Origin of the sequence: Pseudomonas sp. Leaf59 (assembly GCF_920984685.1) — a bacterium.
Classification (GTDB): domain Bacteria; phylum Pseudomonadota; class Gammaproteobacteria; order Pseudomonadales; family Pseudomonadaceae; genus Aquipseudomonas.
Genome location: NZ_CAKLBR010000005.1, coordinates 163,395 through 183,821 on the forward strand (window position 1 = coordinate 163,395; position 20,427 = coordinate 183,821).

Consider the following 20,427-nt stretch of genomic DNA (forward strand, 5'->3'; position numbering starts at 1 on the left):
AGTCTGTCTGTTGGGCGCTCATTCTCACGATCATCATCACGGCCATCACCACCACCCTCATCACGGCGATGAGCAGGCGGCGGGCCCGTTTCCGTGGCGGCGCATGGCCTGGGCCGCGCTGCTGGTGCTGTTTGCCGTGGCGGCGGCGAGCCTGGTACAGGTGCGCTCCGGCGAGGCCACGGTGATCACCCGCTTCGGCAACCCGTCGCGGGTGCTGCTGGCGCCGGGCCTGGGCTGGCGCTGGCCAGCGCCGTTCGAGGCAGCCATTCCGGTGGATCTGCGCTTGCGTACCACCTCCAGCGGCCTGCAGGACGTGGGCACCCGCGATGGCCTGCGCATTATCGTGCAGGCCTACGTGGCGTGGCAGGTGCAGGGCGATGCCGACAACGTGCAGCGCTTCATGCGCGCGGTGCAGAACCAGCCCGATGAAGCGGCGCGGCAGATTCGCACCTTTGTCGGCTCGGCGCTGGAAACCACGGCCGCCAGTTTTGACCTGTCCAGCCTGATCAACACTGACGCCGGCCAAGTGCGCATCGCCGAATTCGAGGCGCAGTTGCGCCAGCAGATCGATCAACAATTGCTCACCACCTACGGCGTGCGCGTGGCGCAGGTCGGCATCGAACGGCTGACGTTGCCCTCGGTGACCCTCACCGCCACCGTCGACCGCATGCGCGCCGAACGCGAAACCATCGCCACCGAGCGCACCGCCGTGGGCAAGCGCGAGGCCGCGCAGATTCGCTCGGCGGCCGAGCGCGACGCACGCATCATGCAGGCCGATGCCACGGTGAAAGCCGCTGACATCGAAGCGCAATCGCGGGTTGAAGCCGCACAGATCTACGGCCGCGCCTATGCCGGCAATCCCCAGCTGTACAACCTGCTGCGCTCGCTGGATACCTTGGGCACGGTGGTGACACCGGGCACCAAAATCATCCTGCGCACCGACGCGGCGCCGTTTCGTGCGCTGGTCGATGGGCCCAGGGACGTTCAACCATGAGCGAGGGTGACGGCCCGGACGGCCCATGGGTCCAGGCCGGGCGCCTGACCTTTTTTGCGCTGTACGCGGTGACGGTGTTGGCGGCATTGGCCTGGGCATTTTCCAATGTGCGCCAGATCGACCCGCAGAACCGCGCCGTGGTGCTGCACTTCGGCGCCCTGGACCGCATTCAGAACGCCGGCCTGTTGTTGGCGTGGCCGCAACCCTTCGAGCAGGTGGTGCTGCTGCCGGCCGCCGACCGCGTGATCGAGCGCCGGGTGGACAACCTGCTGCGTTCGGATGCGGCGCTGCAGGCCGACCGCGTGGCCAGTTTTGCCACGCCCTTGAGTGACGCCCTGGCCGGCTCCGGCTATCTGTTGACCGGCGATGCCGGCGTGGTGCAGCTGGATGTGCGGGTGTTCTACAAGGTCAGCGAACCCTATGCGTTCGTGTTACAGGGCGATCATGTGCTGCCCGCGCTGGATCGGCTGGTGACGCGCAGCGCCGTGGCCCTGACCGCTGCGCGCGACCTGGACACCATCCTGGTGGCGCGCCCGGAACTGATCGGCAGCGATAACGGCGCCGCCGAACGCCGCGAGCGGCTGCGCGGTGACCTGGTGCAAGGCATCAACAAGCGCCTGGCCGAGTTGGCCGCCAGCGGCCTGGGCCTGGGCATCGAAGTGACCCGTGTCGACGTGCAGTCCAGCCTGCCGGGCCCGGCGGTAAACGCCTTCAACGCGGTACTTACCGCCAGCCAGCAAGCCGACAAGGCCGTGGCCAATGCGCGCACCGACGCGGAAAAACTGACCCAGGCCGCCAACCAGCAGGCCGACCGCGTGGTGCAGGTCGCCCACGCCCAGGCCAGCGAACGTCTGGCCAGCGCCCAGGCGCAAACCGCCACCGTCGCCAGCCTGGCCCAGGTCAAAGACCCTGGGTTGATGCTGCGCCTGTACCGCGAACGCTTGCCGAAGATCCTCGGCCAGGCCGGTTCCGTGACCACGGTCGATCCCAGGGACGACTCCCGCTTGATCATTCAGGGCGCCGAGAAATGAGCGATTCCATGCTGACGTCCGCCGAGCAGCGCAGCGCCGCACGGCAATTGACCCTGGCGATGCTGGCTTTGGGCTTGCTGATATTGGGTCTGGTCTGGCGCTGGCTGGCCCCCGACCAGAGCGGTGTCAGCCAACTGCTGCTGGGCGTGGCCTCGCTGCTGGTGGCTGTGCCGGTGATGCGTTCGGCCTGGTACAGCCTGCGCTTCCCCAGCCTGCACGGCATCACTGACCAATTGATCGCCCTGGCCATGCTCGGCGCCTGGGCCACGGGCGATCTGCTGACCGCCGCGCTGCTGCCGATCATCATGATTTTCGGGCATGTGCTGGAAGAGCGCAGCGTCATCGGCTCCCAGGAGGCGATTCATGCCCTGGGCAAGCTCACCCGCAGCCAGGCGCGCCGGGTGCAGGCCGATGGCAGCATCGTGGAAGTGGATAACGGTACGCTCAATACCGGCGATATCGTTGAAGTGCGCGCCGGCGACCGCGTGCCTGCCGATGGCGTGGTGCTGTCGGGCCAGGCGAGCCTGGACACGGCGCCGATTACCGGCGAGTCGGTGCCCCTGGAGGCTTCGGCCGGGGTACAGGTGTTTGGCGGTGCGATCAACCTCGACGGCCTGCTGCGCCTGGAAGTAACGCGCACCGGCGATGAGTCGACCCTGGGCAAAGTCATCGCCCTGATGCAGAACGCCGAGCGCGCCAAGCCGCCGATCACTCGGTTGCTGGAGCGTTACGCCGGCAGCTATATGGTGCTGGTGCTGTTGCTGGCGGCCGTGACCTGGTTTGTGACCAACGACGCCCAGGCGATGCTCGCGGTGCTGGTGGCGGCGTGCCCCTGCGCCCTGGTGCTGTCGGCGCCGGCCACGGCGATTGCCGGCATTGCGGTGGCGGCGCGCCATGGCATTCTGATTCGCAGCTCGGCGTTTCTGGAGGAATTGGCCGATCTCACCTCATTGGTGGTCGACAAGACCGGCACGCTGACCTTTGGCACCCTGCGGTTGCAGTCCATTGAGGGCGCATCTACGGACCGCGCGGCGGTGCTCAACCTGGCGGCCAGCCTCGGTTCGGCCAGCAGTCACCCGGTCAGCCGTGCGTTGGCGGGGCTGGGCACGCAGTTGCCGGCGCTGACCGATATTCGCGAGCGTCAGGGCCTCGGTGTGGTTGCACAGACCGGGGAGGGCGAAGCCGCGCTGGGGCGGCCGGAATTGTTGGAGCAGTTGGGCATCGTGACCACGCCGGTTCCCCGTCACGATGGCCCGATTGCCGGGCTGGCACTGAACGGGCGGTTCCTGGCCTGGCTGCTGCTGGCCGACAGCGTCAAGCCGGAAGCGCGCCAGGCCCTGCAGGAACTGCGCGAACTGGGCCTGGGCCGGCAATTGCTGCTCACCGGCGACCGCCAGAGCGTGGCCGACAGCCTGGCGGCGCAGGTGGGCATCAGCGACGTGCAAGCCCAGGCCCTGCCGGAAGACAAGCTCAACCGTGTGCTGGGCGAAATCGGCAGCGGCTTTCGGCCGATGGTGGTGGGCGACGGCATCAACGACTCGCTGGCGCTCAAGGCGGGTGTGGTCGGCGTGGCGATGGGCGCGGGGGGCGCGGATATCGCCCTGGCCTCGGCGGACGTGGTGCTGATCGGCAGCGACCTGCGTCGCCTCGGCACCTGCGTGCGGCTGAGTCGCCAATGCCGGCGCACGTTGCAGGTCAACGTGATCATCGGTCTGGGCTGGACGCTTGCCATTGTGGTGTTCGCCGCGTTTGGCTGGCTGGGCGCTGCAGGCGCCATGATTGCGGCGGTGCTGCATAACCTCAGCACCTTGCTGGTGCTGGGCAACGCGGGGCGGTTGCTGCGTTTCCAGGAGCCACTGTTGAAGCTTGAAGAGGATGCCGGCAGTCCGCTGGTAGATAGATAGCCTCCTACTTTGTCTGCGGATGGTCTACCCTCAATTCGGACTTCTGAACAAGGGGGGACTACTCATGCTCGCGCAACTTCCACCGGCCTTACAGAATCTTCAGCTCCCGCTGCGTCTGCGACTCTGGGATGGCCATGAATTCAACCTGGGCCCCGAGCCCAGTGTGACCATTGTGGTGAAGGACCCCACTGTCGTCACACAGCTGACCCACCCCACGCTCGACTCGCTGGGCGAGGCGTTCGTCGAGGGCAAGCTCGAGCTGGAAGGCTCCATCACCGACGTCATCCGGGTGTGTGACGAGCTGAGTCACGCCCTGATCGACGATGACGAGGACACTCGTCCGGTGCGCTCGATTCACGACAAGGCCACCGATGCGGCGGCCATTTCCTACCATTACGACCTCTCCAATGAGTTCTACCAGCTGTGGCTGGATCAGGACATGGCGTACTCCTGCGGCTATTTCGAAACCGGCAGCGAATCCATCGACCAGGCCCAGCAGGACAAATTTCGCCACCTGTGCCGCAAGTTGCGCTTGCAGCCCGGCGAATACCTGCTGGACGTAGGGTGCGGCTGGGGCGGACTGGCACGGTATGCCGCGCGTGAGTTCGGGGTGAACGTGTTGGGCATCACCCTGAGCAAGGCGCAATTGGCCCTGGCGCGTGAGCGGGTGAAAGCCGAAGGACTGGAAGACCAGGTCGACCTGCAACTGCTCGATTACCGCGACCTGCCCCAGGACGGGCGTTTTGACAAGGTGGTGAGCGTGGGCATGTTCGAACACGTCGGCCATGCCAACCTCACGCAATACTGCAAGACGCTGTTTGGCGCGGTGCGCGAAGGTGGCCTGGTGATGAACCATGGCATCACCGCCAGGCACACCGACGGTCGCCCGGTGGGGCGTGGCGCCGGTGAGTTTATCGGGCGTTATGTGTTCCCCAACGGTGAGCTGCCGCATTTGGCGATGATGACCGCCGAGATCAGTGACGCTGGGCTGGAAGTGGTCGACGTCGAAAGCCTGCGTCTGCACTACGCGCGCACCCTGGACCACTGGAGCGAACGCCTGGAAGACAACCTGGAAGCGGCGGCGCGGATGGTGCCGGAGCAGGCGCTGCGCATCTGGCGCTTGTACCTGGCCGGATGCGCATACGCGTTTGCACGGGGTTGGATCAATCTGCATCAGATTCTTGCGCTCAAGCCCCATGCGGACGGCAGCCATGAACTGCCGTGGACGCGTGACGATATTTATCGAGGATGAGGCAGGTCGTCCCACGAGATATCGCGTGGGTCGACGATGTCATTCGGGTGTATCTGGAAGGTGCCGTGCTGCTTGGGAATGTTCGGGTCTGAAGGCAGGTAGGCTTGCTGCCCGAACGTCATCGCGGGTTTGTCGAAGGTGAGCGTGTGCAGCGCGACGTTGTCGTACCAGTCGGCATGGGGCAGCGAGATGAAGGTCATCTCCCAGGTGCCGCCGTCCACGTGCCCCTTTGTGACGTAGACGCCGTAATGGTTTTCGCCAGGCGAGAGTATTTTGTACACGCCGTTATCGTAGAGAAGCAGCACTGCGTCCGTGAACGGTTTGGCTTCGTAGAGCACGGCGTAGAGCAAATCGATTTTGTAAGTGGGCGCACCCAGTTCCACAGGGATCGTGACAGCGTTGTCTTGCATGGTCTGCGTTCCTTATCGAGGGAGACGGCCTGATTCTAAACCGCCTCTGTGGTGAGCGTGCCTATTGTGGCGAGCGGGCTTGCCCTAATGCCGTTCAGTTAAGCGCAGATTCCCTGTGGCGAGCAGGCTTGTCCTGCGTTGGGCTGCGCAGCAGCCCCAAAGCCAGGCGCTGAGCCGTATCAGGTACACCGCGTTTTGCTTGATTGGGGGGCGCTTCGCACCCCAACGCGGGGCAAGCCCGCTCGCCACAACAAGCCCGCTCGCCACGACAGCCCGCTTGCCACAGGGTGTGGTTGCCTGACATTTCAGGCCCCCTCCCACAGGACGTTGGGTTGGCGGTTAGAGAATCGGTGAAATAAGCCGCGCGATCCGCATGCCCAGTTGCTGCAGGCGCCGGGTCTCGCGGCTTTCCGCCAGGCTCATCTCATGGGCCTGGGCGAAATCTTCCAGCAGCATCTGCTCCACCTGTTTGGCGAAGGCCTCGTCAACCGTGAGCAACATCACCTCGAAATTCAGCCGGAAAGAACGGTTGTCCATGTTCGCGCTGCCGATGGCGCTGATTTCGCCGTCCACCAGCACCACTTTCTGGTGCAGAAAACCGGGCGTGTAGCGAAACACCCGCACGCCGGCGCGCACCGCTTCGATGGCGTACAGGCTGGACGCGGCATACACGATGCGATGGTCGGGGCGCGATGGCAGCAGGATGCGCACATCGACGCCGCGCAGTACCGCCAGGCGCAGCGCAGCGAACACGGCTTCGTCGGGGATGAAATACGGGGTGGTAATCCAGACCCGTTCGGTGGCGGCATGGATGGCTTCGACGAAGAACAGCGAGCAGGTTTCATACGGGTCTGCCGGGCCACTGGCGAGCAGTTGGCAGAGCACGCCGTCTTCGGGGTAGGTGTCCGGCAGGATCAGGGGTGGCAACTCCCGCGCGGCCCAGAACCAGTCTTCGGCGAATGACTCCTGCAGGCACGCTACCACCGGGCCGACAACCTGCACGTGAGTATCGCGCCAGGGCGCCAGCGGCGGCTTTTTGCCGAGGTATTCATCACCCACGTTATGCCCGCCCACAAACCCGGTAACGCCATCCACTACCACGATTTTGCGGTGGTTACGGAAGTTGACCTGGAAGCGATTGAGCCAGCCGCTGCGGGTGGCGAACGCCTTGACCTTCACTCCGGCGTCACGCAGCGACTGCACGTAGCGATGGGGCAGGGCGTGGCTGCCGATGCGGTCATAGAGCACATGGATGTCGACCCCTTCGGCGGCCTTCGCCTTGAGCAGGGCGTGCAGTTGGCGGCCCAGCGCATCGTCGTGAATGATGAAGAACTGGAACAGCACGGCGGATTTTGCGCCGCGAATGGCGTCGAAAATCGCGCTGAAGGTAGCCTCGCCGTTGATCAGCAGGCGCACCTGGTTATTGGCCAGGCACGGCATGCGTCCCAGTTTGGGCATGGCACGCAGGGAGGTGTAGGCGGCGGAATTGCGCGCGGCCAGGGCTTCCTCGACCCACGGGCGCCAGTTCAGCTCATTGATGGCGGTGTGCATTTCCTGGTTGGCCTGGCGACGCGCCTGGATGTACGCATCGAACGTGCTGCGGCCAAAGATCAGGTAGGGGACAAGCGTGAGGTACGGCATGAACATCAGCGACAGCGCCCAGGCGATCGAGCCTTGAGCGGTGCGCACCGTCAGCACCGCGTGGATCGCGGCGAGTGTCCCGAAAAAATGCAGCGTGGCGATGAAGTAGGCGAGCAGGTGCGGGCCAAAAAAATCCATGAACGGCGATACTCCAGACAATCCAGTGCAGTGCGTAACAGACCATGTTCGGCCACGAATGTCGCTATTTTATTTGCCGTGCAACACTGTCACGTCCGCGGCGTCTAACGCCCACAATTACCCAGGAGTTACCCGATGAAGGCTCGTCTGCTGTGTTTGTCCATGGTTGTTGGTTTAGCGCTGCCGGTGGCGGCACAGGCGCAGATGCTGGCGCCGGGCTTGTGGGAATTGACCACCAGCAATATGAAGGTCGATAACCAGGACCTGCCGGACCTGTCGCTGATCCTCGGTCAGCTCAAGCAACAGATGACCCCCGAACAGCGCGCCATGCTCGAAAAGCAGGGCATTACCATGGCCGGTAAAGGCGTGCAGGTGTGTCTCACGCCCGCCCAGGTGGCGACCGACTCCATCCCGCTGACCGACCCGCAATCGGGTTGCAAGCAGCAAATCACCGAGAAGACCGGCAACCAGTGGAAATTCCGCTTCAGTTGCCCGAAAGCCCAAGGCACTGGCGTGGCGACCTTCCAGAGCCAGAAGGCCTTCACCACCACGGTCAACGGCACCTTCAATGCCACCGGCATCCAGCAAAAAGGCAGCCTGGACAGCCACGCCCAATGGCTGGGCAATGACTGCGGCACCGTCAAGCCTCGCGCATAACCGGCTGCGCCTACCTCAGCCTACCTCAGGAAGTGCAGCGGTAAACCCTGGCAGCTCTCGACCACCTGGCCGTTGTGCCACGCCAGGTGACCGGAGACCAGGGTGGTGCTGACGCTGTGGCGAAAGCGGCGCTCGGCGAATGGCGTCCAGCCGCAGCGTGCCAGAATCGGCTCGTCACTCACCGGCTTGCCCTCTGGCTCTGGTTTGATCAGCACCAGGTCGGCCCAGTAACCCTCGCGCAGATAGCCGCGATCCGGGATAGCGAACAGGTCGGCTACCCGGTGGCTGGTCTTGGCGACCAGCGTGGTGATGGGCAGCAGGCCGTCGGCCACCAACTCCATCAACGCCGGCAGCGCATGCTGCACCAGCGGCAAGCCCGACGGCGCTTCGCGATAGCCCAACTGTTTTTGCGCCCAGGTATGGGGCGCGTGGTCGGTGCCGATCACATCCAGACGATCACTCAGCAAGGCCTGGCGCAGCGCGTCGCGGTCGACACGGTTCTTGATCGCCGGGTTGCATTTGATTTGATGGCCCAGCCGCGCATAGTCGCGGTCATCGAACAGCAGGTGATGCACGCACACTTCGGCGGTGATGCGTTTATCGGCCAGGGGTTTGTCTTCAAACAGCGCCAGCTCGCGGGCGCTGGTGAGGTGCAATACGTGCAGGCGCGTGCCATGCCGCCGGGCCAGCTCCACCGCCAGGGACGATGAGCGATAACAGGCCTCGGCGTCGCGAATCAGCGGGTGGGCGACGGCCGGGATGTGGTCACCGAAGCGCTCGTGCAGGCGCTGCTCGTTGATCAGGATGCTGGGGGTGTGTTCGCAGTGGGCCAGCAGAATAGTCGGCACTTCGGCGAACAGGCGCTCCAGTATCCGTGGGTCGTCCACCAGCATATTGCCGGTGGACGCGCCCATGAACACCTTGACCCCGGCCACTTCGCGCGGGTCCAGAGCCGCCACGGTGTCGAGGTTGTCGTTGCTGACGCCAAAGTGAAAACCATAGTTGGCCACCGAATGCAGGCCGGCGCGGCGTTTCTTGTCGGCCAGTGCTTCGAGGGTCAGCGTGGCCGGACGGGTATTGGGCATGTCCATGAAGCTGGTGATGCCACCGGCCACCGCTGCCCTTGATTCGCTGTAGAAGCTGCCTTTTTCCGGCGCGCCAGGTTCACGAAAGTGCACCTGATCGTCAATCATGCCCGGCAGCAGCCATTGACCCTGAGCGTCAATCGCCAGGGGCGCCTTACAATCCTCGATGCTGCTGGCGATTTTCTCGATGCGGCCATTGGCGACCCATACATCGGCGTCGAATGCCTGGCCTTCGTTCACCAGGCGGGCGTTGCGGATCAACAGGCGGGTCATGGTTCAGAACTCGTTTTGCAGGGCTTTATAACCTCGCACCAGGTCGACGTTGGTACGGGCCACGTCTTCGGAAAACTCCGAGGCGCTGACACTCACCGGCGGGAATTGCGACAGGTCGGTATTCGGCCCGATGCGGGTAGTGGAGGGCACGTAGAACGCGTCGGGCAAATCGCGACCGTCGACCACCGAGTTGTGGCGCACCACGCAGCCGTCGCCGACGACGCAATTGAACAGCACGCTGTTGAAGCCGATAAACACGCGGTCACCCACCGTGCAGGGGCCGTGGACGATGGAGCGGTGCGCGATGGACGTGAACTCGCCGATGGTCACCGCCGCACCGGATTTGGAGTGGATGACCACGCCGTCCTGGATGTTGGAGTTGGCGCCAATGGTGATGGGGTCCATGGCGCCGCTGGCGTCGACTTCGTCGGCGCGGATCACGGCGTAGGGGCCGACGAACACGTTCTCGCCGATGATGACTTTGCCGCAGATGATTGCGGTCTTATCGACGTAGGCCGATTCGGCAATGACCGGCAGGTCGCCCGAGGGATTTTTACGGATCATGGTTTGCTCAACGCTGCACAAAGCGTGTTGAGGTTGTATTCGAACAACCCGGTGAAGGTGCTGGCAGGGCCTTCGGCGGCCAAGGCGTCTGAGTAAAGCGTGCCGCCGATCTGCGCACCGCTTTCGTCAGCGATCTGCTTGAGCAGGCGCGAGTCCTTGATGTTTTCCATGAACACGGCCTTGACCTTGTCTTTGCGGATCTGCGTGATCAGCGCAGCCACTTCGGCGGCGGACGGTTCACGCTCGGTGGACAAGCCCTGGGGCGCGAGGAACTGAATACCGTAGGCCTGGCCCAGGTAACCAAAGGCGTCATGGGAGGTGACGATGCGGCGGTTACCCGCAGGCAGTGCGCCGAACTTGGCCTTGGCTTCAGCCAGCAGGCGGTAGATTTCTTTCAGGTAGGCCTGGCTGTTGCGCTGGTAGTCGGCCTGGTTGGCCGGGTCGGCAGCGATCAGGGCCTTGGTGATGTTGTTCACGTAGATTTCGGCATTGGCCAGGTTGTGCCAGGCGTGCGGGTCGGGAATGGTTTCGCCGTCTTCGTCCATGGTGTGGGAAATCACGCCTTTGCTGGCGGTGACCACCGTGGCCTTGGTTTCGGTGCTGGTGATCAGGCGGTCCAGCCACGGCTCGAAGCCCAGGCCGTTCTTGATGATCAGTTTGGCCTTGAGCAGCGCCTTGGCATCATCCGGCGTGGGTTCGTAGGTGTGGGCGTCGGCGTCGGGGCCGACCATGTTGCTGATCTGGATGTGATCGCCACCGATCTGGTGGGTGATGTCATCGAGAATACTGAAGCTGGTGACCACCTGGAGTTTGTCGGCGGCATGGGCCATCGACAGCGGCAGCAGCAGGCTGAACAGCACGAGTAGAGCGCGCATCGGGAAACACCTCATTGGGATGTAAGCAAGGGCGGGCGGCGCAGCAGGCCGTGCACCGGACCAAAGACCACGGACAGCAGATACGCGCCGCCAGCCACCAGCACGATGGCCGGGCCGCTGGGCAGCGAGTAGTAAAACGACAGCAACAAGCCAAGCCATACCGACAGGCATCCCAGCACCGCCGATATTGCGATCAACACCGGCAGGCGCCGGCTCCAGAAACGTGAGGCGATGGCCGGCAGCATCATCAGGCCCACCACCATCAATGCGCCGATGGCCTGGAAGCCGATCACCAGGTTCAGCACCACCAGGGTCAGGAATAAGCCGTGGGCCAGTGGCCCCAGGCGGCTGACGGTTTGCAGGAACAGCGGATCCAGCGTGTCCAGCAGCAGCGGTTTGTAGATCAGTGCCATGGCGAGCAGGCTGAAGCTGGAGACCCAGAGCATGCCGGTGAGGGTGGTTTCGTCCACCGCCAGGGCGGAGCCGAACAACAGGTGCAGCAGGTCCAGGCGTTTGCCGGCGATGCCGAGGATCAGCACGCCGGCGGCGAGGGAGATGGGGTAGATGGCGGCCAGGCTGGCGTCTTCGCGCAGGCCGGTGCGACGGGTGATCCACGCCGACAGGCCGGCCATGCTCAGGCCGGCGCCGAGACCGCCGATGGTCAGCGCGGGCAGGCTCAGCCCGGCGAACCAGAAGCCCAGTGCCGCGCCGGGCAGGATGCCGTGGGCGACGGCGTCACCGATCAGGCTCATACGCCGCAGGATCAGGAACACCCCCAGCGGCGCAGTGCTGCAGGCCAGTACCAGGCCGCCGATGAGGGCGCGACGCATGAACACAAAATCGAGAAACGGCATCCACAGGTGAGCGGCAAAATGCATCAGGCCACCTGCATCTGAGGTTGCGCGCGAATCAGCTCTTTGCTCGAGCCGAACACGCAGCCGTTGCTTTTGATCTGCAGCACCTTCTGGGTGTGATGACGCACCGAGGCCAGGTCGTGGCAAACGACCACCACCGTGCGACCTTCGGCATGCCAGGCGTGAATGTGATTCCAGCACAGCGCCTGGCCTTCTTCGTCGAGGGCGGCGTGGGGCTCGTCGAGCAGCAGCACGGGCGAGTCGGCCAGGCTCATGCGGGCAAGCAGGGCACGTTGCAATTGGCCGCCGGACAACGCCATCAACGGGCGCAGCTCCAGGCCGCTGAGGCACCAGTCTTCGAGCACCGCTTGCAGGCGTTCGCTGCGCTGCGCAGCAGAAAGCCGCGCGCCCCAGAAACCGGCGGCGACCAGTTCCTGCAGGTTGATCGGGAACTGGCGGTCGAGCTGTTGCTGCTGGGGCAGGAACGCCAGGCCGCCACGGCGTGGCACTTCCACGACGACTTTCCCGGCCAGCGGTTTCTGCAAGCCGGCGATGACTTTGAGCAGGCTGCTCTTGCCGCAGCCATTGGGGCCTACGACGCCGGTGAGGCTGCCTTTTTCCAGGGTGAAATCGATGGCGGGTGTGAGCGGTTGGCCGGGGGCGCCCCAGCGCAGGGCAGTGCAGGTGATCATGCAGGGTTTCTCGTCCAGCGGCTTTCGGCCACGGCATCGTGCGCGTGCAGGCTTTCGGCGTGGATCACTTTGAGGTGGAAGGCTTTGACGGCGTCCGAGCGTTTCAAGGCGAGGTTCAGGCGGCGGGCGGCGTCTTCGCAGAACATCAGGTTCTGCCCATTGGCCAGGGCGAAGGCTTGTTCGTCTGCACGCTTTACGGCGGTTTGTACGGCGGTGCCAAGGGCGGCTTCGGCGCCGTTGATCAGGTCGACCAATGGCAGGTGCTCGCCTTGCAGTTCGACATGCAGTTGCGCACTGCTGCGTTGGCTGTGGGGCGTGGCAACGATGCCATTGGCGCTGCCGAGCCAGGTCATTACGGCTTCGTGCTGCAGCGGCTTGTCACCGAAGTCATCGAGAAACTGCCGTTGAATCAACTGCCTGGCGAGGGCAGCGGAGCAAGGGCAGGTTGAGGAGTAACTCACGTCAATTTTTAGTTCCACGTGGAACATCTGATTTTCCAGACGCGCTTCGATGCTCACCGGATAGCGTTTCCAGCCTGCCAGAGGGCTGACCAAGGCCGGGCGTTTGAGCAGCAAATCGGTGTGGATGCGCAGGTAGGCGTTCTTAGATAAATCTTCATGACTGTCGAGAAAGCGCTGCAGTACATTGCGCAGAAGTGCAGGCGTGAGGGTTTGCTGGTCGAGCAGCTCCAGCGCCAGGTACAGGCGTGACATGTGAATGCCACGGGCGGTGCCGTCATCCAGGCTCACGCCGGCGTCGGCGGTGGCAGGCAGACGTTGGCCGTCGAACAGGATGGGCAGGGCGATGCCGCACATGCCCACCCAGTCCAGTGGCATGGCCTGGCGTGAAGCCTGCGCGGCGATATCCGGCAGAGTCAGCGCATTCATGAGCAGGTCCGTCGTTGGAAATATTTAGACATGTTATAGTATAACGACAAGGTCGACGATTAATTTTCTGCTCCAGGTTTTGCTCAGTCATGTCGAGCAGGGACGCTCCTTTATTTGCGGTATAGGTCATGCACAGACGTCAGCTCCTCAACCTGCTCCTGGTCAGCCCGTTATTTACCCTGCCGTTCGCGGCCCACGCTACGCAGATTCGCAACGCCCGCTTGTGGCGCTCGGCAGACAAGCTGCGGCTGGTGTTCGATCTCAGCGGGCCGGTGCAATACAAGACCTTTTCCCTGACTGCCCCGGAGCGCGTGATCATCGACTTGAGCGGCGCCGGTCTGACGGGTGATTTCTCTCAGCTGATGCTGAAGAACAGCGGGATTACCTCGATTCGCTCGGGGCACTTCGGCACCAACGACACACGGATCGTGTTGGACCTGGCCTCACCGATGCAGCTCAACAGCTTCCTGTTACCGCCTCAGGACGGCCAGGGCCATCGCCTGGTGCTGGACCTCAGCGGCATTACCCATGCACCGCGGCAGATCGCCGCCGAACCCGCGCCGTGGGTGGCGCCTGTGGATAAAACCCACCCCCGGCGCGACATCATTGTGGTGGTCGACCCCGGCCACGGCGGCAAGGACCCGGGCGCCGTGGGCTCCAAGGGCCAGCGCGAAAAAGACGTGGTGTTGTCGATTGCCCAACTGCTGGCCAAACGCTTGAAGCGCGAGAAGGGCTTTGACGTGAAGCTGGTGCGCAACGACGACTTCTTCGTGCCCCTGCGCAAGCGCGTGGAGATTGCGCACAAACACAATGCCGACATGTTCATCTCGGTGCATGCGGATGCGGCGCCGCGTATCACCGCGTCGGGCGCCTCGGTGTATGCGTTGTCCGAAGGCGGCGCCACGTCCGCCACCGCGCGGTTCATGGCGCAGCGGGAAAACGGTGCCGACCTGCTGGGCGCCACCAGCCTGCTGAACCTCAAGGACAAGGACCCGATGCTGGCCGGGGTGATTCTCGACATGTCGATGAACGCCACCATCGCGTCCAGCCTGCAACTGGGCCACTCGATCCTGGGCAGCCTGGAGGGTATTACCAGCCTGCATCAAAAGCGCGTGGAACAGGCAGGATTTGCGGTGCTCAAGTCACCTGACGTGCCATCGATCCTGGTGGAAACCGGGTTCATCTCCAACGCACGGGACAGTGCGCGGCTGGTCACTGCGCGTCATCAACAGGCGGTGGCGGATGGGTTGTTCGAGGGCCTGAAAAAATATTTCCAGAAGAACCCGCCCATGAACAGCTACATGGCGTGGGTCCAGGAACAGAAGAACGGCCAGGTCTAGCAGCCGGTTATCCGGCTGCAGGTGAATTTAGCGCTGGCCCCACCTGAACTGGAAAACCGGTTGATCGTCGTCCAGCCCACGCGCCGCGTGTAGCCCACCCACGCCTCGCCATCGGAGGCCAGCCCGGTAAAGAACGTCAGTTGCCCGTAACGGCTGTTGGTCTGTGCCCAGTAACGTTTGCCGATCACCTCGAACCCGCGCAGATACGTGGTGCTGCCCACCGTGGCCACGCTGTAGGCATTGCCCAGCGGATCGACGCAGGCCAGCAGGGTGGCGCTGCGCGTGCAGTTGGCCAGCAGGTTCGGAACCTCGGCACAGGCCGGTCCTGCCGTTGCCAATAACAGGGCGCACACCAGGTATTTCATAAGGTTTCTCGGGAGTGAACAGTGGGCAAGCATTGCGCCCTTCGTCGCCGCAGACAAGGGGATTGGCTTATTTGAGTTGTTATGCTATAACATTAAAAGCCAGCCCCACGCGTGAACCGCTGCCCATGACTGAACAAGAACTCCTGGCCCAATCGCCTGACGATTACATGAATGAAGCCCAGCAAAGCTTCTTCCGTGCGTTGTTGATGGCCCAACGCAAGGCGTTGCAAGTGCGCATCGAAGCCGAATTTTTGGTGCTGCGCGAGCAGGAAACCAACAGCGACCCCGCCGATGTGGGCAGTGCCGAAGAACAGCGCCAATGGCAACTGCGCCTGCTGGAGCGGGAAAAGAAGCTGCTGGACAAGATCGACGACGCCCTCGAGTTGCTGGCGCGTGGCGAATACGGCTGGTGCCGGGAAACCGGTGAACCGATCGGCCTGCAACGCTTGCTGCTGCGCCCCACCGCCACCCTGTGTATCGAAGCCAAAGAACGTGAAGAGCTGCGCGAACGCCATAAACGGGCTGTTTGACCGGCCAACCCTGATGAGGAAAACCTGATGCACAATCGTCTCCCCGTGACCGTGTTGTCCGGCTTTCTCGGCGCCGGTAAAAGCACGCTGCTCAACCATGTCCTGCGCAACCGCGAAAACCTGCGGGTGGCGGTGATCGTCAACGACATGAGCGAAATCAACATCGACGGCAGCGAAGTTCAGCGCGACGTCACCCTCAACCGTTCCGAAGAAAAGCTGGTGGAGATGAGCAATGGCTGCATCTGCTGCACCTTGCGTGAAGACCTGCTCGAAGAAGTCAGCAAGCTCGCCAAAGAGGGCCGGTTCGATTACCTGCTGATCGAGTCCACCGGCATTTCCGAACCGCTGCCGGTGGCTGAAACCTTCACTTTTCGCGATGAAAACGACCAAAGCCTGGCGGATATCGCGCGGCTGGACACCATGGTCACCGTGGTTGATGGCATGAACTTCCTGCTCGATTACCAGGCGGCTGAAAGCCTGGCCTCACGCGGCGAAACCCTGGGCGAAGACGACGAGCGCTCCATCACCGACCTGTTGATCGAACAGATCGAATTCGCCGACGTCATCCTGATCAGCAAGATCGACCTGATCAGCAGCCACGAACGCGAAGAGCTGATGGCCATCCTCGAACGCCTGAACGCCCAGGCCGAAATCATCCCGATGGTCATGGGCGACGTGCCGCTGAACAAGATCCTCAACACCGGCCGCTTTGACTTCGAACGCGCAGCCCAGGCCCCAGGCTGGCTGCAGGAGTTGCGCGGCGAGCATGTGCCGGAAACCGAAGAGTACGGCATCGCGTCCACCGCTTACCGCGCGCGTCGCCCGTTTCACCCGCAGCGCTTTTTCGACTTTATCGACCGTCCCTGGGTCAACGGCAAGCTGCTGCGCTCCAAGGGTTTTTTCTGGTTGGCCAGCAAGCATCAGGATGCGGGCAGTTGGTCCCAGGCCGGTGGCTTGATGCGTCACGGTTTTGCCGGACGCTGGTGGCGCTTCGTGCCGAAAAGCCAGTGGCCCGAGGACAAGGAAAGCGTCGCAGCGATCATGGGCAACTGGCAGCTGAGCACCGGCGACTGCCGTCAGGAACTGGTGTTCATTGGGCAGAACATCGATTTCGCACTGATGCGTGCCGAGCTGGATGCCTGTTTGCTCACCGACGAAGAAATGGCCTTGGGCGTCGAAGGATGGCGCGTGTTGGCCGATCCATTTGGCCCCTGGTATGAAGAGGCCGCCTGATGCTTGCGCCGATCATCCAACTGCGTCCCGTAGTGCGCCAGACGCGCGGAGAAACCCCGCTGGCGCTGTCCGACATCCTCGAAGACGGCGTGAACCTGGCGCTGTGGCAGCGTCAGCTGCCGCTGCATATTGCTGAATTCGGCCAGTTGCTGGTGGCGCTCGATGAGCCGCTGGCCGATTCCATGGTCATCGAACTCAGTGGCGAAGACGCGATGCCGAACTTGCAGGGCCTGGCGTCAAGTTGCAGCGATCTTGAAGGCTATGAGGGCTTCATCGCCGATGTGTCATGGCTGGTCAGCGCGTTTGCCTGCCTGCTCGGGGCCAAACGTATCGGCGTGCGCCTGCGGCTGCTGGACAAAGCCATGTGCCCGCGCTTTCACGTGGACCATGTGCCGGTGCGGCTGATCACCACCTACGCCGGTATCGGCAGCCAATGGGTGCGCGAGGGCGTGATGGACCGGCGCGCACTCGGCCAGCCGGAGGCCGAACCCAGCGAGCGCATCGAACAGGTCCAGTGCGGCGAAGTGGCCCTGCTCAAAGGCACCCAATGGCATGGCAACGAAGCGCACGGTCTGATTCATCGCTCGCCTGCCCTCAAAGCCGGCGAGCGCCGATTGATCCTGACGCTGGATTGGCTGGCATAACCGCGTAGGATCAAGCGCTCTACACGGCCTGAACGATGCCCACGATGCTGCAGAACATTCCCACCCATGTGATCGCCGGGCCCCTGGGCGCCGGCAAGACCAGCCTGATCAAGCACCTGCTTGCCCAGCGCCCGGCCAATGAGCGCTGGGCGGTGCTGATCAACGAGTTCGGGCAGATCGGCCTGGACGCTGCCTTGCTCACCCAGGACGACGACGGTATTGCCTTGGGCGAAGTGGCGGGCGGCTGCCTGTGTTGCGTCAATGGTGCGCCGTTTCAGGTAGGCCTTGGCCGCCTGTTGCGCAAGGCCAGGCCGGACCGGTTGTTTATCGAGCCCTCAGGCTTGGGCCACCCGGCGCAGTTGCTCAAACAACTGCGCGAGACGCCGTGGCAGGACGTGCTGGCGGTTCAGCCTTGTGTGCTGGTGCTGGATGCCCAGGCGCTGGCGTCGGGCAAACCCCTGCCGCCTGCGCAGCAGGAGGCATTGGCCAGCGCGGGTCTGTTGGTGTTGAACAAGGATGAGGGGCTGGAAACCGAACAGCGCCAGGCCATCGAACGGCAATTACCCGATTGTGAAGTGTATTGGACGCGCCAGGCGCAACTGCCGATTGAGTATCTGCCCGGTTTGAACACGCAGGCCGAAGCGGCTGTGGATAACGTCGAAGTGCCCAAGGGGTTGGCGCAACTGCCGGCGATCTGGAGCGATCCCGCACTGCCCATCTGCTTGAGCCAGGGCCAGGAGGGCGGCTGGAGCATCGGTTGGCGCTGGCATCCGAGCCAGCGCTTTGACGTTGAGCGCCTGCAGCACTGGCTGTCAGGTTTGGATTGGCGCCGCGCCAAGCTGGTTATCCACAGCACCCAAGGCTGGGTCTCGGCCAACGCTGTGGATAACAGCATGCTCGTCTGGCAGTCCAGCGAATGGCGGCGGGACTCGCGTATCGAATTGATCTTCAGCGAACCTCAGGCAGTCGCCGCGTTGCAGACTGCACTTGCCGCCTGCCGTTATTGACGGTTCTTGGCCGGGTGATCCTGGCGCCATTGGCTCAGCTCGATCACCTCGGCACTGGGCAATGGCTCTTTGGCTTCGAACGGGTAGGGCGCCAGCTCGATTTGCGCGCTGTGAGCGCCGAACTGCGTGATGACACCGGCGTGGCGGGTTTCGCCGGTCACGGTGAATTCAAAATTGTAGATCCGCGCCAGGCGCCGTCGACCGTTGGCGTCCTTCACAAAACCGATGCGCTTGAGCGCCACCGCGCCATCGAGCAGTTCGATGTCGAGCCGGGCGCAATGCTGCTTGACCCGCGCCAGCGCACGCTCGCGCAAGCCGTGGTTGTGCCAGACCCAGGCGGCGCCGGTCGCCAGCAGCATCAACACGAAGATGTTTCCCAGGGTCAGCATGCGATGAACTCCAACAAAGTGAGAGCAGCTTAACTGTGTCGCCGGTCTGTCGTACAGGCTGCGTTTAGTCGCATACTGCGCGGCCGGAATTTCAACGGCTTTATGGACATTTCCTGCATGAAACGTACACCCCATCTGCTTGCGATCCAGTCTCATGTGGTCTTTGGCCACGCCGGAAACAGCGCCGCCGTATTCCCCATGCAGCGGGTCGGGGTGAATGTCTGGCCGCTCAACACGGTGCAGTTCTCCAACCACACCCAGTATGGTCAGTGGGCCGGCGAGGTGCTGGCGCCGCAGCAGATTCCGGCGCTGGTGGAAGGCATTGCGGCGATTGGCGAACTGGGCAACTGCGACGCCATTCTTTCTGGCTACCTGGGCAGCGCCGCTCAGGGCCGCGCGATTCTCACCGGCGTGGCGCGCATCAAGGCGATCAACCCCAAAGCCCTGTACCTGTGCGACCCGGTGATGGGCCATGCGGAGAAAGGCTGCGTCGTGCCTCAGGAGGTCAGTGATTTCTTGCTGGATGAAGCTGCCGCCATGGCCGATTTTCTCTGCCCCAACCAGCTCGAGCTGGACAGCTTTGCCGGGCGCAAGCCGCAGTCATTGTTCGATTGCCTGGCGATGGCCAAGGCCTTGCTGGCGCGCGGGCCAAAGGCGGTGTTGGTCAAGCACCTCGACTACCCGGGCAAGTTGCCGGACGGCTTCGAGATGCTGCTGGTGACCGCCGACGGCAGCTGGCACTTGCGTCGGCCGCTGCTGGCATTCCCGCGCCAACCGGTGGGTGTGGGCGACCTGACCTCGGGGCTGTTCCTGGCGCGGGTGCTGCTGGGCGACAGCTTGCTGACGGCGTTCGAATTCACCGCTGCGGCAGTGCATGAAGTGCTGCTGGAAACCCAGGCCTGCGCCAGTTACGAGTTGGAGCTGGTGCGGGCCCAGGATCGAATCGCCCACCCGCGCGTGCGGTTTGAGGCCACGCCGATCGGTCTGTAAGCACGCAGAAAAATGTGGGAGGGGGCAAGTCCCCTTCCATATTTTGATTCGGTGAGCCTGTCAGCCTTTGATTTCCTGATAGCGCTTTTCCAACTCCTGGCGAATCTGCCGGCGCTGCTGGGCCTGCACGAAGCGGCGCTTGTCTTCGCTGTTCTGCGGTTGCAGCGGTGGTACCGGGGCGGGTTTGCGCTGGTCGTCCACTGCCACCATGGTGAAGAAGCAACTGTTGGTGTGGCGCACCGAGCGTTCGCGGATGTTCTCGGTCACCACCTTGATGCCCACTTCCATCGAGGTATTGCCGGTGTAGTTGACTGACGCGAGGAAGGTCACCAGTTCGCCGACATGAATCGGTTCGCGAAAAATCACCTGGTCGACCGACAAGGTGACTACATAACGGCCGGCATAACGGCTGGCACAAGCGTAGGCCACTTCGTCGAGGTACTTGAGCAATGTGCCGCCGTGGACATTGCCTGAGAAGTTGGCCATGTCTGGGGTCATCAATACCGTCATCGACAGTTGGGCGTTTCCGGGTTCCATAGCACACTCACGGTTGTAGGCATTGGTTGGGGAGGCACCTCTGCGGGTGCTGGAATCATTTGCAGCGCTATCGGTAACGGGACGCCGACGGGCGGCTTGCCGTCACGCCCCGCAGCGATTGTTTCCATATATTGC

Annotated in this window: 22 protein-coding genes; 11 read left to right on the top strand and 11 right to left on the bottom strand. The window is 63.3% G+C overall.

The genetic code is table 11. The features are described from left to right. The first annotated feature begins 10 nt into the window (after nucleotides 1-10). From hflC to cfaB, 4 genes are all read left to right on the top strand, one after another. Nucleotides 11-994 (top strand): protease modulator HflC, encoded by a 984-nt coding sequence (gene hflC / locus LUB09_RS07680; RefSeq protein ID WP_209986640.1) that lies wholly within the window; start codon nucleotides 11-13, stop codon nucleotides 992-994. Further along, complete coding sequence (gene hflK / locus LUB09_RS07685; protein WP_231422251.1) at nucleotides 991-2,025, top strand: protease modulator HflK; 1,035 nt, start codon at nucleotides 991-993, stop codon at nucleotides 2,023-2,025. The genes hflC and hflK overlap by 4 nt, the downstream gene beginning before the upstream one ends. Continuing rightward, on the top strand, nucleotides 2,022-3,929 hold the full coding sequence (locus LUB09_RS07690; RefSeq protein ID WP_231422252.1) for a cation-translocating P-type ATPase: 1,908 nt from the start codon (nucleotides 2,022-2,024) through the stop codon (nucleotides 3,927-3,929). Before hflK ends, LUB09_RS07690 begins: the two co-directional genes overlap by 4 nt. Before the next feature lie 64 nt (nucleotides 3,930-3,993). Beyond that, the gene (gene cfaB / locus LUB09_RS07695) at nucleotides 3,994-5,181 is read left to right on the top strand and encodes a C17 cyclopropane fatty acid synthase CfaB (RefSeq protein WP_231422253.1); all 1,188 of its coding nucleotides are present in this window, start codon (nucleotides 3,994-3,996) and stop codon (nucleotides 5,179-5,181) included. On the opposite strand, the gene LUB09_RS07700 is transcribed toward cfaB, so the two are convergent. Both LUB09_RS07700 and cls read right to left on the bottom strand, forming a co-directional pair. After that, nucleotides 5,169-5,591: a hypothetical protein gene (locus LUB09_RS07700; RefSeq protein WP_231422254.1), complete on the bottom strand. Its 423-nt coding sequence runs from the start codon at nucleotides 5,589-5,591 to the stop codon at nucleotides 5,169-5,171. The two genes, cfaB and LUB09_RS07700, sit on opposite strands and share 13 nt — an antisense overlap. 339 nt (nucleotides 5,592-5,930) lie before the next feature. Continuing rightward, nucleotides 5,931-7,370 carry a cardiolipin synthase gene (gene cls / locus LUB09_RS07705; protein ID WP_231422255.1) on the bottom strand — a complete coding sequence of 480 codons (1,440 nt, stop codon included), beginning with the start codon at nucleotides 7,368-7,370 and terminating at the stop codon, nucleotides 5,931-5,933. A gap of 135 nt (nucleotides 7,371-7,505) precedes the next feature. On the opposite strand from cls, the gene LUB09_RS07710 reads away from it, so the two are divergent. Next, the gene (locus tag LUB09_RS07710) at nucleotides 7,506-8,027 is read left to right on the top strand and encodes a DUF3617 domain-containing protein (protein WP_015373352.1); all 522 of its coding nucleotides are present in this window, start codon (nucleotides 7,506-7,508) and stop codon (nucleotides 8,025-8,027) included. A gap of 20 nt (nucleotides 8,028-8,047) precedes the next feature. Here LUB09_RS07710 and LUB09_RS07715 read toward each other — a convergent pair whose 3' ends face one another. From LUB09_RS07715 to folE2, 6 genes are read right to left on the bottom strand one after another with little or no spacing between them, the layout of a single operon-like run. Continuing rightward, nucleotides 8,048-9,385 carry a dihydroorotase gene (locus LUB09_RS07715; RefSeq protein ID WP_231422256.1) on the bottom strand — a complete coding sequence of 446 codons (1,338 nt, stop codon included), beginning with the start codon at nucleotides 9,383-9,385 and terminating at the stop codon, nucleotides 8,048-8,050. 3 nt (nucleotides 9,386-9,388) lie between these two features. Next, nucleotides 9,389-9,949, bottom strand: coding sequence for a gamma carbonic anhydrase family protein (locus LUB09_RS07720; RefSeq protein ID WP_003231797.1), 561 nt, complete (start codon nucleotides 9,947-9,949; stop codon nucleotides 9,389-9,391). Beyond that, the gene (locus tag LUB09_RS07725; protein WP_231422257.1) at nucleotides 9,946-10,824 is read right to left on the bottom strand and encodes a metal ABC transporter substrate-binding protein; all 879 of its coding nucleotides are present in this window, start codon (nucleotides 10,822-10,824) and stop codon (nucleotides 9,946-9,948) included. The genes LUB09_RS07720 and LUB09_RS07725 overlap by 4 nt, the downstream gene beginning before the upstream one ends. 11 nt (nucleotides 10,825-10,835) lie before the next feature. After that, the gene (locus LUB09_RS07730; RefSeq protein WP_231422258.1) at nucleotides 10,836-11,702 is read right to left on the bottom strand and encodes a metal ABC transporter permease; all 867 of its coding nucleotides are present in this window, start codon (nucleotides 11,700-11,702) and stop codon (nucleotides 10,836-10,838) included. Continuing rightward, entirely contained in the window at nucleotides 11,702-12,370 is a 669-nt protein-coding gene (locus tag LUB09_RS07735) for a metal ABC transporter ATP-binding protein (RefSeq protein ID WP_231422259.1), read from the bottom strand. The genes LUB09_RS07730 and LUB09_RS07735 overlap by 1 nt, the downstream gene beginning before the upstream one ends. Then, a complete protein-coding gene (gene folE2, locus LUB09_RS07740) occupies nucleotides 12,367-13,257 on the bottom strand; it encodes a GTP cyclohydrolase FolE2 (protein ID WP_231422260.1) in 891 nt (296 codons plus the stop codon). The genes LUB09_RS07735 and folE2 overlap by 4 nt, the downstream gene beginning before the upstream one ends. Nucleotides 13,258-13,385: 128 nt before the next feature. On the opposite strand from folE2, the gene LUB09_RS07745 reads away from it, so the two are divergent. Beyond that, nucleotides 13,386-14,597: an N-acetylmuramoyl-L-alanine amidase gene (locus tag LUB09_RS07745; protein ID WP_231422261.1), complete on the top strand. Its 1,212-nt coding sequence runs from the start codon at nucleotides 13,386-13,388 to the stop codon at nucleotides 14,595-14,597. Here the strand turns inward: LUB09_RS07745 and LUB09_RS07750 are convergent. After that, complete coding sequence (locus LUB09_RS07750) at nucleotides 14,594-14,962, bottom strand: glutamine synthetase (protein ID WP_209986605.1); 369 nt, start codon at nucleotides 14,960-14,962, stop codon at nucleotides 14,594-14,596. The two genes, LUB09_RS07745 and LUB09_RS07750, sit on opposite strands and share 4 nt — an antisense overlap. 125 nt (nucleotides 14,963-15,087) lie before the next feature. Here LUB09_RS07750 and dksA point away from each other — a divergent pair, with 125 nt between their 5' ends. Genes dksA through LUB09_RS07770 form a run of 4 tightly spaced genes read left to right on the top strand, consistent with a single transcriptional unit; the run spans nucleotide 15,088 to nucleotide 18,376 of the window. Further along, complete coding sequence (gene dksA, locus LUB09_RS07755) at nucleotides 15,088-15,492, top strand: RNA polymerase-binding protein DksA (protein ID WP_057006282.1); 405 nt, start codon at nucleotides 15,088-15,090, stop codon at nucleotides 15,490-15,492. Nucleotides 15,493-15,519: 27 nt separating this feature from the next. Continuing rightward, the gene (gene zigA / locus LUB09_RS07760) at nucleotides 15,520-16,725 is read left to right on the top strand and encodes a zinc metallochaperone GTPase ZigA (RefSeq protein WP_231422262.1); all 1,206 of its coding nucleotides are present in this window, start codon (nucleotides 15,520-15,522) and stop codon (nucleotides 16,723-16,725) included. Then, a complete protein-coding gene (locus LUB09_RS07765) occupies nucleotides 16,725-17,369 on the top strand; it encodes a DUF1826 domain-containing protein (protein ID WP_231422263.1) in 645 nt (214 codons plus the stop codon). Before zigA ends, LUB09_RS07765 begins: the two co-directional genes overlap by 1 nt. Nucleotides 17,370-17,413: 44 nt before the next feature. After that, the gene (locus tag LUB09_RS07770) at nucleotides 17,414-18,376 is read left to right on the top strand and encodes a CobW family GTP-binding protein (RefSeq protein ID WP_231422324.1); all 963 of its coding nucleotides are present in this window, start codon (nucleotides 17,414-17,416) and stop codon (nucleotides 18,374-18,376) included. On the opposite strand, the gene LUB09_RS07775 is transcribed toward LUB09_RS07770, so the two are convergent. Then, complete coding sequence (locus tag LUB09_RS07775) at nucleotides 18,370-18,765, bottom strand: DUF3301 domain-containing protein (protein WP_209986594.1); 396 nt, start codon at nucleotides 18,763-18,765, stop codon at nucleotides 18,370-18,372. The two genes, LUB09_RS07770 and LUB09_RS07775, sit on opposite strands and share 7 nt — an antisense overlap. Before the next feature lie 117 nt (nucleotides 18,766-18,882). Here LUB09_RS07775 and pdxY point away from each other — a divergent pair, with 117 nt between their 5' ends. Beyond that, complete coding sequence (gene pdxY / locus LUB09_RS07780) at nucleotides 18,883-19,755, top strand: pyridoxal kinase PdxY (protein WP_231422264.1); 873 nt, start codon at nucleotides 18,883-18,885, stop codon at nucleotides 19,753-19,755. 60 nt (nucleotides 19,756-19,815) lie between these two features. On the opposite strand, the gene LUB09_RS07785 is transcribed toward pdxY, so the two are convergent. Beyond that, nucleotides 19,816-20,292, bottom strand: coding sequence for an acyl-CoA thioesterase (locus LUB09_RS07785; RefSeq protein ID WP_116627067.1), 477 nt, complete (start codon nucleotides 20,290-20,292; stop codon nucleotides 19,816-19,818). Between the last annotated feature and the right edge of the window lie 135 nt (nucleotides 20,293-20,427).

Coding starts and splice junctions, on each gene's coding strand:
- hflK (WP_231422251.1), top strand. CDS start 991: ATGAGCGAGGGTGACGGCCCGGACGGCCCATGGGTCCAGGCCGGGCGC.
- LUB09_RS07690 (WP_231422252.1), top strand. CDS start 2,022: ATGAGCGATTCCATGCTGACGTCCGCCGAGCAGCGCAGCGCCGCACGG.
- cfaB (WP_231422253.1), top strand. CDS start 3,994: ATGCTCGCGCAACTTCCACCGGCCTTACAGAATCTTCAGCTCCCGCTG.
- LUB09_RS07700 (WP_231422254.1), bottom strand. CDS start 5,591: ATGCAAGACAACGCTGTCACGATCCCTGTGGAACTGGGTGCGCCCACT.
- cls (WP_231422255.1), bottom strand. CDS start 7,370: ATGGATTTTTTTGGCCCGCACCTGCTCGCCTACTTCATCGCCACGCTG.
- LUB09_RS07710 (WP_015373352.1), top strand. CDS start 7,506: ATGAAGGCTCGTCTGCTGTGTTTGTCCATGGTTGTTGGTTTAGCGCTG.
- LUB09_RS07715 (WP_231422256.1), bottom strand. CDS start 9,385: ATGACCCGCCTGTTGATCCGCAACGCCCGCCTGGTGAACGAAGGCCAG.
- LUB09_RS07720 (WP_003231797.1), bottom strand. CDS start 9,949: ATGATCCGTAAAAATCCCTCGGGCGACCTGCCGGTCATTGCCGAATCG.
- LUB09_RS07725 (WP_231422257.1), bottom strand. CDS start 10,824: ATGCGCGCTCTACTCGTGCTGTTCAGCCTGCTGCTGCCGCTGTCGATG.
- LUB09_RS07730 (WP_231422258.1), bottom strand. CDS start 11,702: ATGCATTTTGCCGCTCACCTGTGGATGCCGTTTCTCGATTTTGTGTTC.
- LUB09_RS07735 (WP_231422259.1), bottom strand. CDS start 12,370: ATGATCACCTGCACTGCCCTGCGCTGGGGCGCCCCCGGCCAACCGCTC.
- folE2 (WP_231422260.1), bottom strand. CDS start 13,257: ATGAATGCGCTGACTCTGCCGGATATCGCCGCGCAGGCTTCACGCCAG.
- LUB09_RS07745 (WP_231422261.1), top strand. CDS start 13,386: ATGCACAGACGTCAGCTCCTCAACCTGCTCCTGGTCAGCCCGTTATTT.
- LUB09_RS07750 (WP_209986605.1), bottom strand. CDS start 14,962: ATGAAATACCTGGTGTGCGCCCTGTTATTGGCAACGGCAGGACCGGCC.
- dksA (WP_057006282.1), top strand. CDS start 15,088: ATGACTGAACAAGAACTCCTGGCCCAATCGCCTGACGATTACATGAAT.
- zigA (WP_231422262.1), top strand. CDS start 15,520: ATGCACAATCGTCTCCCCGTGACCGTGTTGTCCGGCTTTCTCGGCGCC.
- LUB09_RS07765 (WP_231422263.1), top strand. CDS start 16,725: ATGCTTGCGCCGATCATCCAACTGCGTCCCGTAGTGCGCCAGACGCGC.
- LUB09_RS07770 (WP_231422324.1), top strand. CDS start 17,414: ATGCTGCAGAACATTCCCACCCATGTGATCGCCGGGCCCCTGGGCGCC.
- LUB09_RS07775 (WP_209986594.1), bottom strand. CDS start 18,765: ATGCTGACCCTGGGAAACATCTTCGTGTTGATGCTGCTGGCGACCGGC.
- pdxY (WP_231422264.1), top strand. CDS start 18,883: ATGAAACGTACACCCCATCTGCTTGCGATCCAGTCTCATGTGGTCTTT.
- LUB09_RS07785 (WP_116627067.1), bottom strand. CDS start 20,292: ATGGAACCCGGAAACGCCCAACTGTCGATGACGGTATTGATGACCCCA.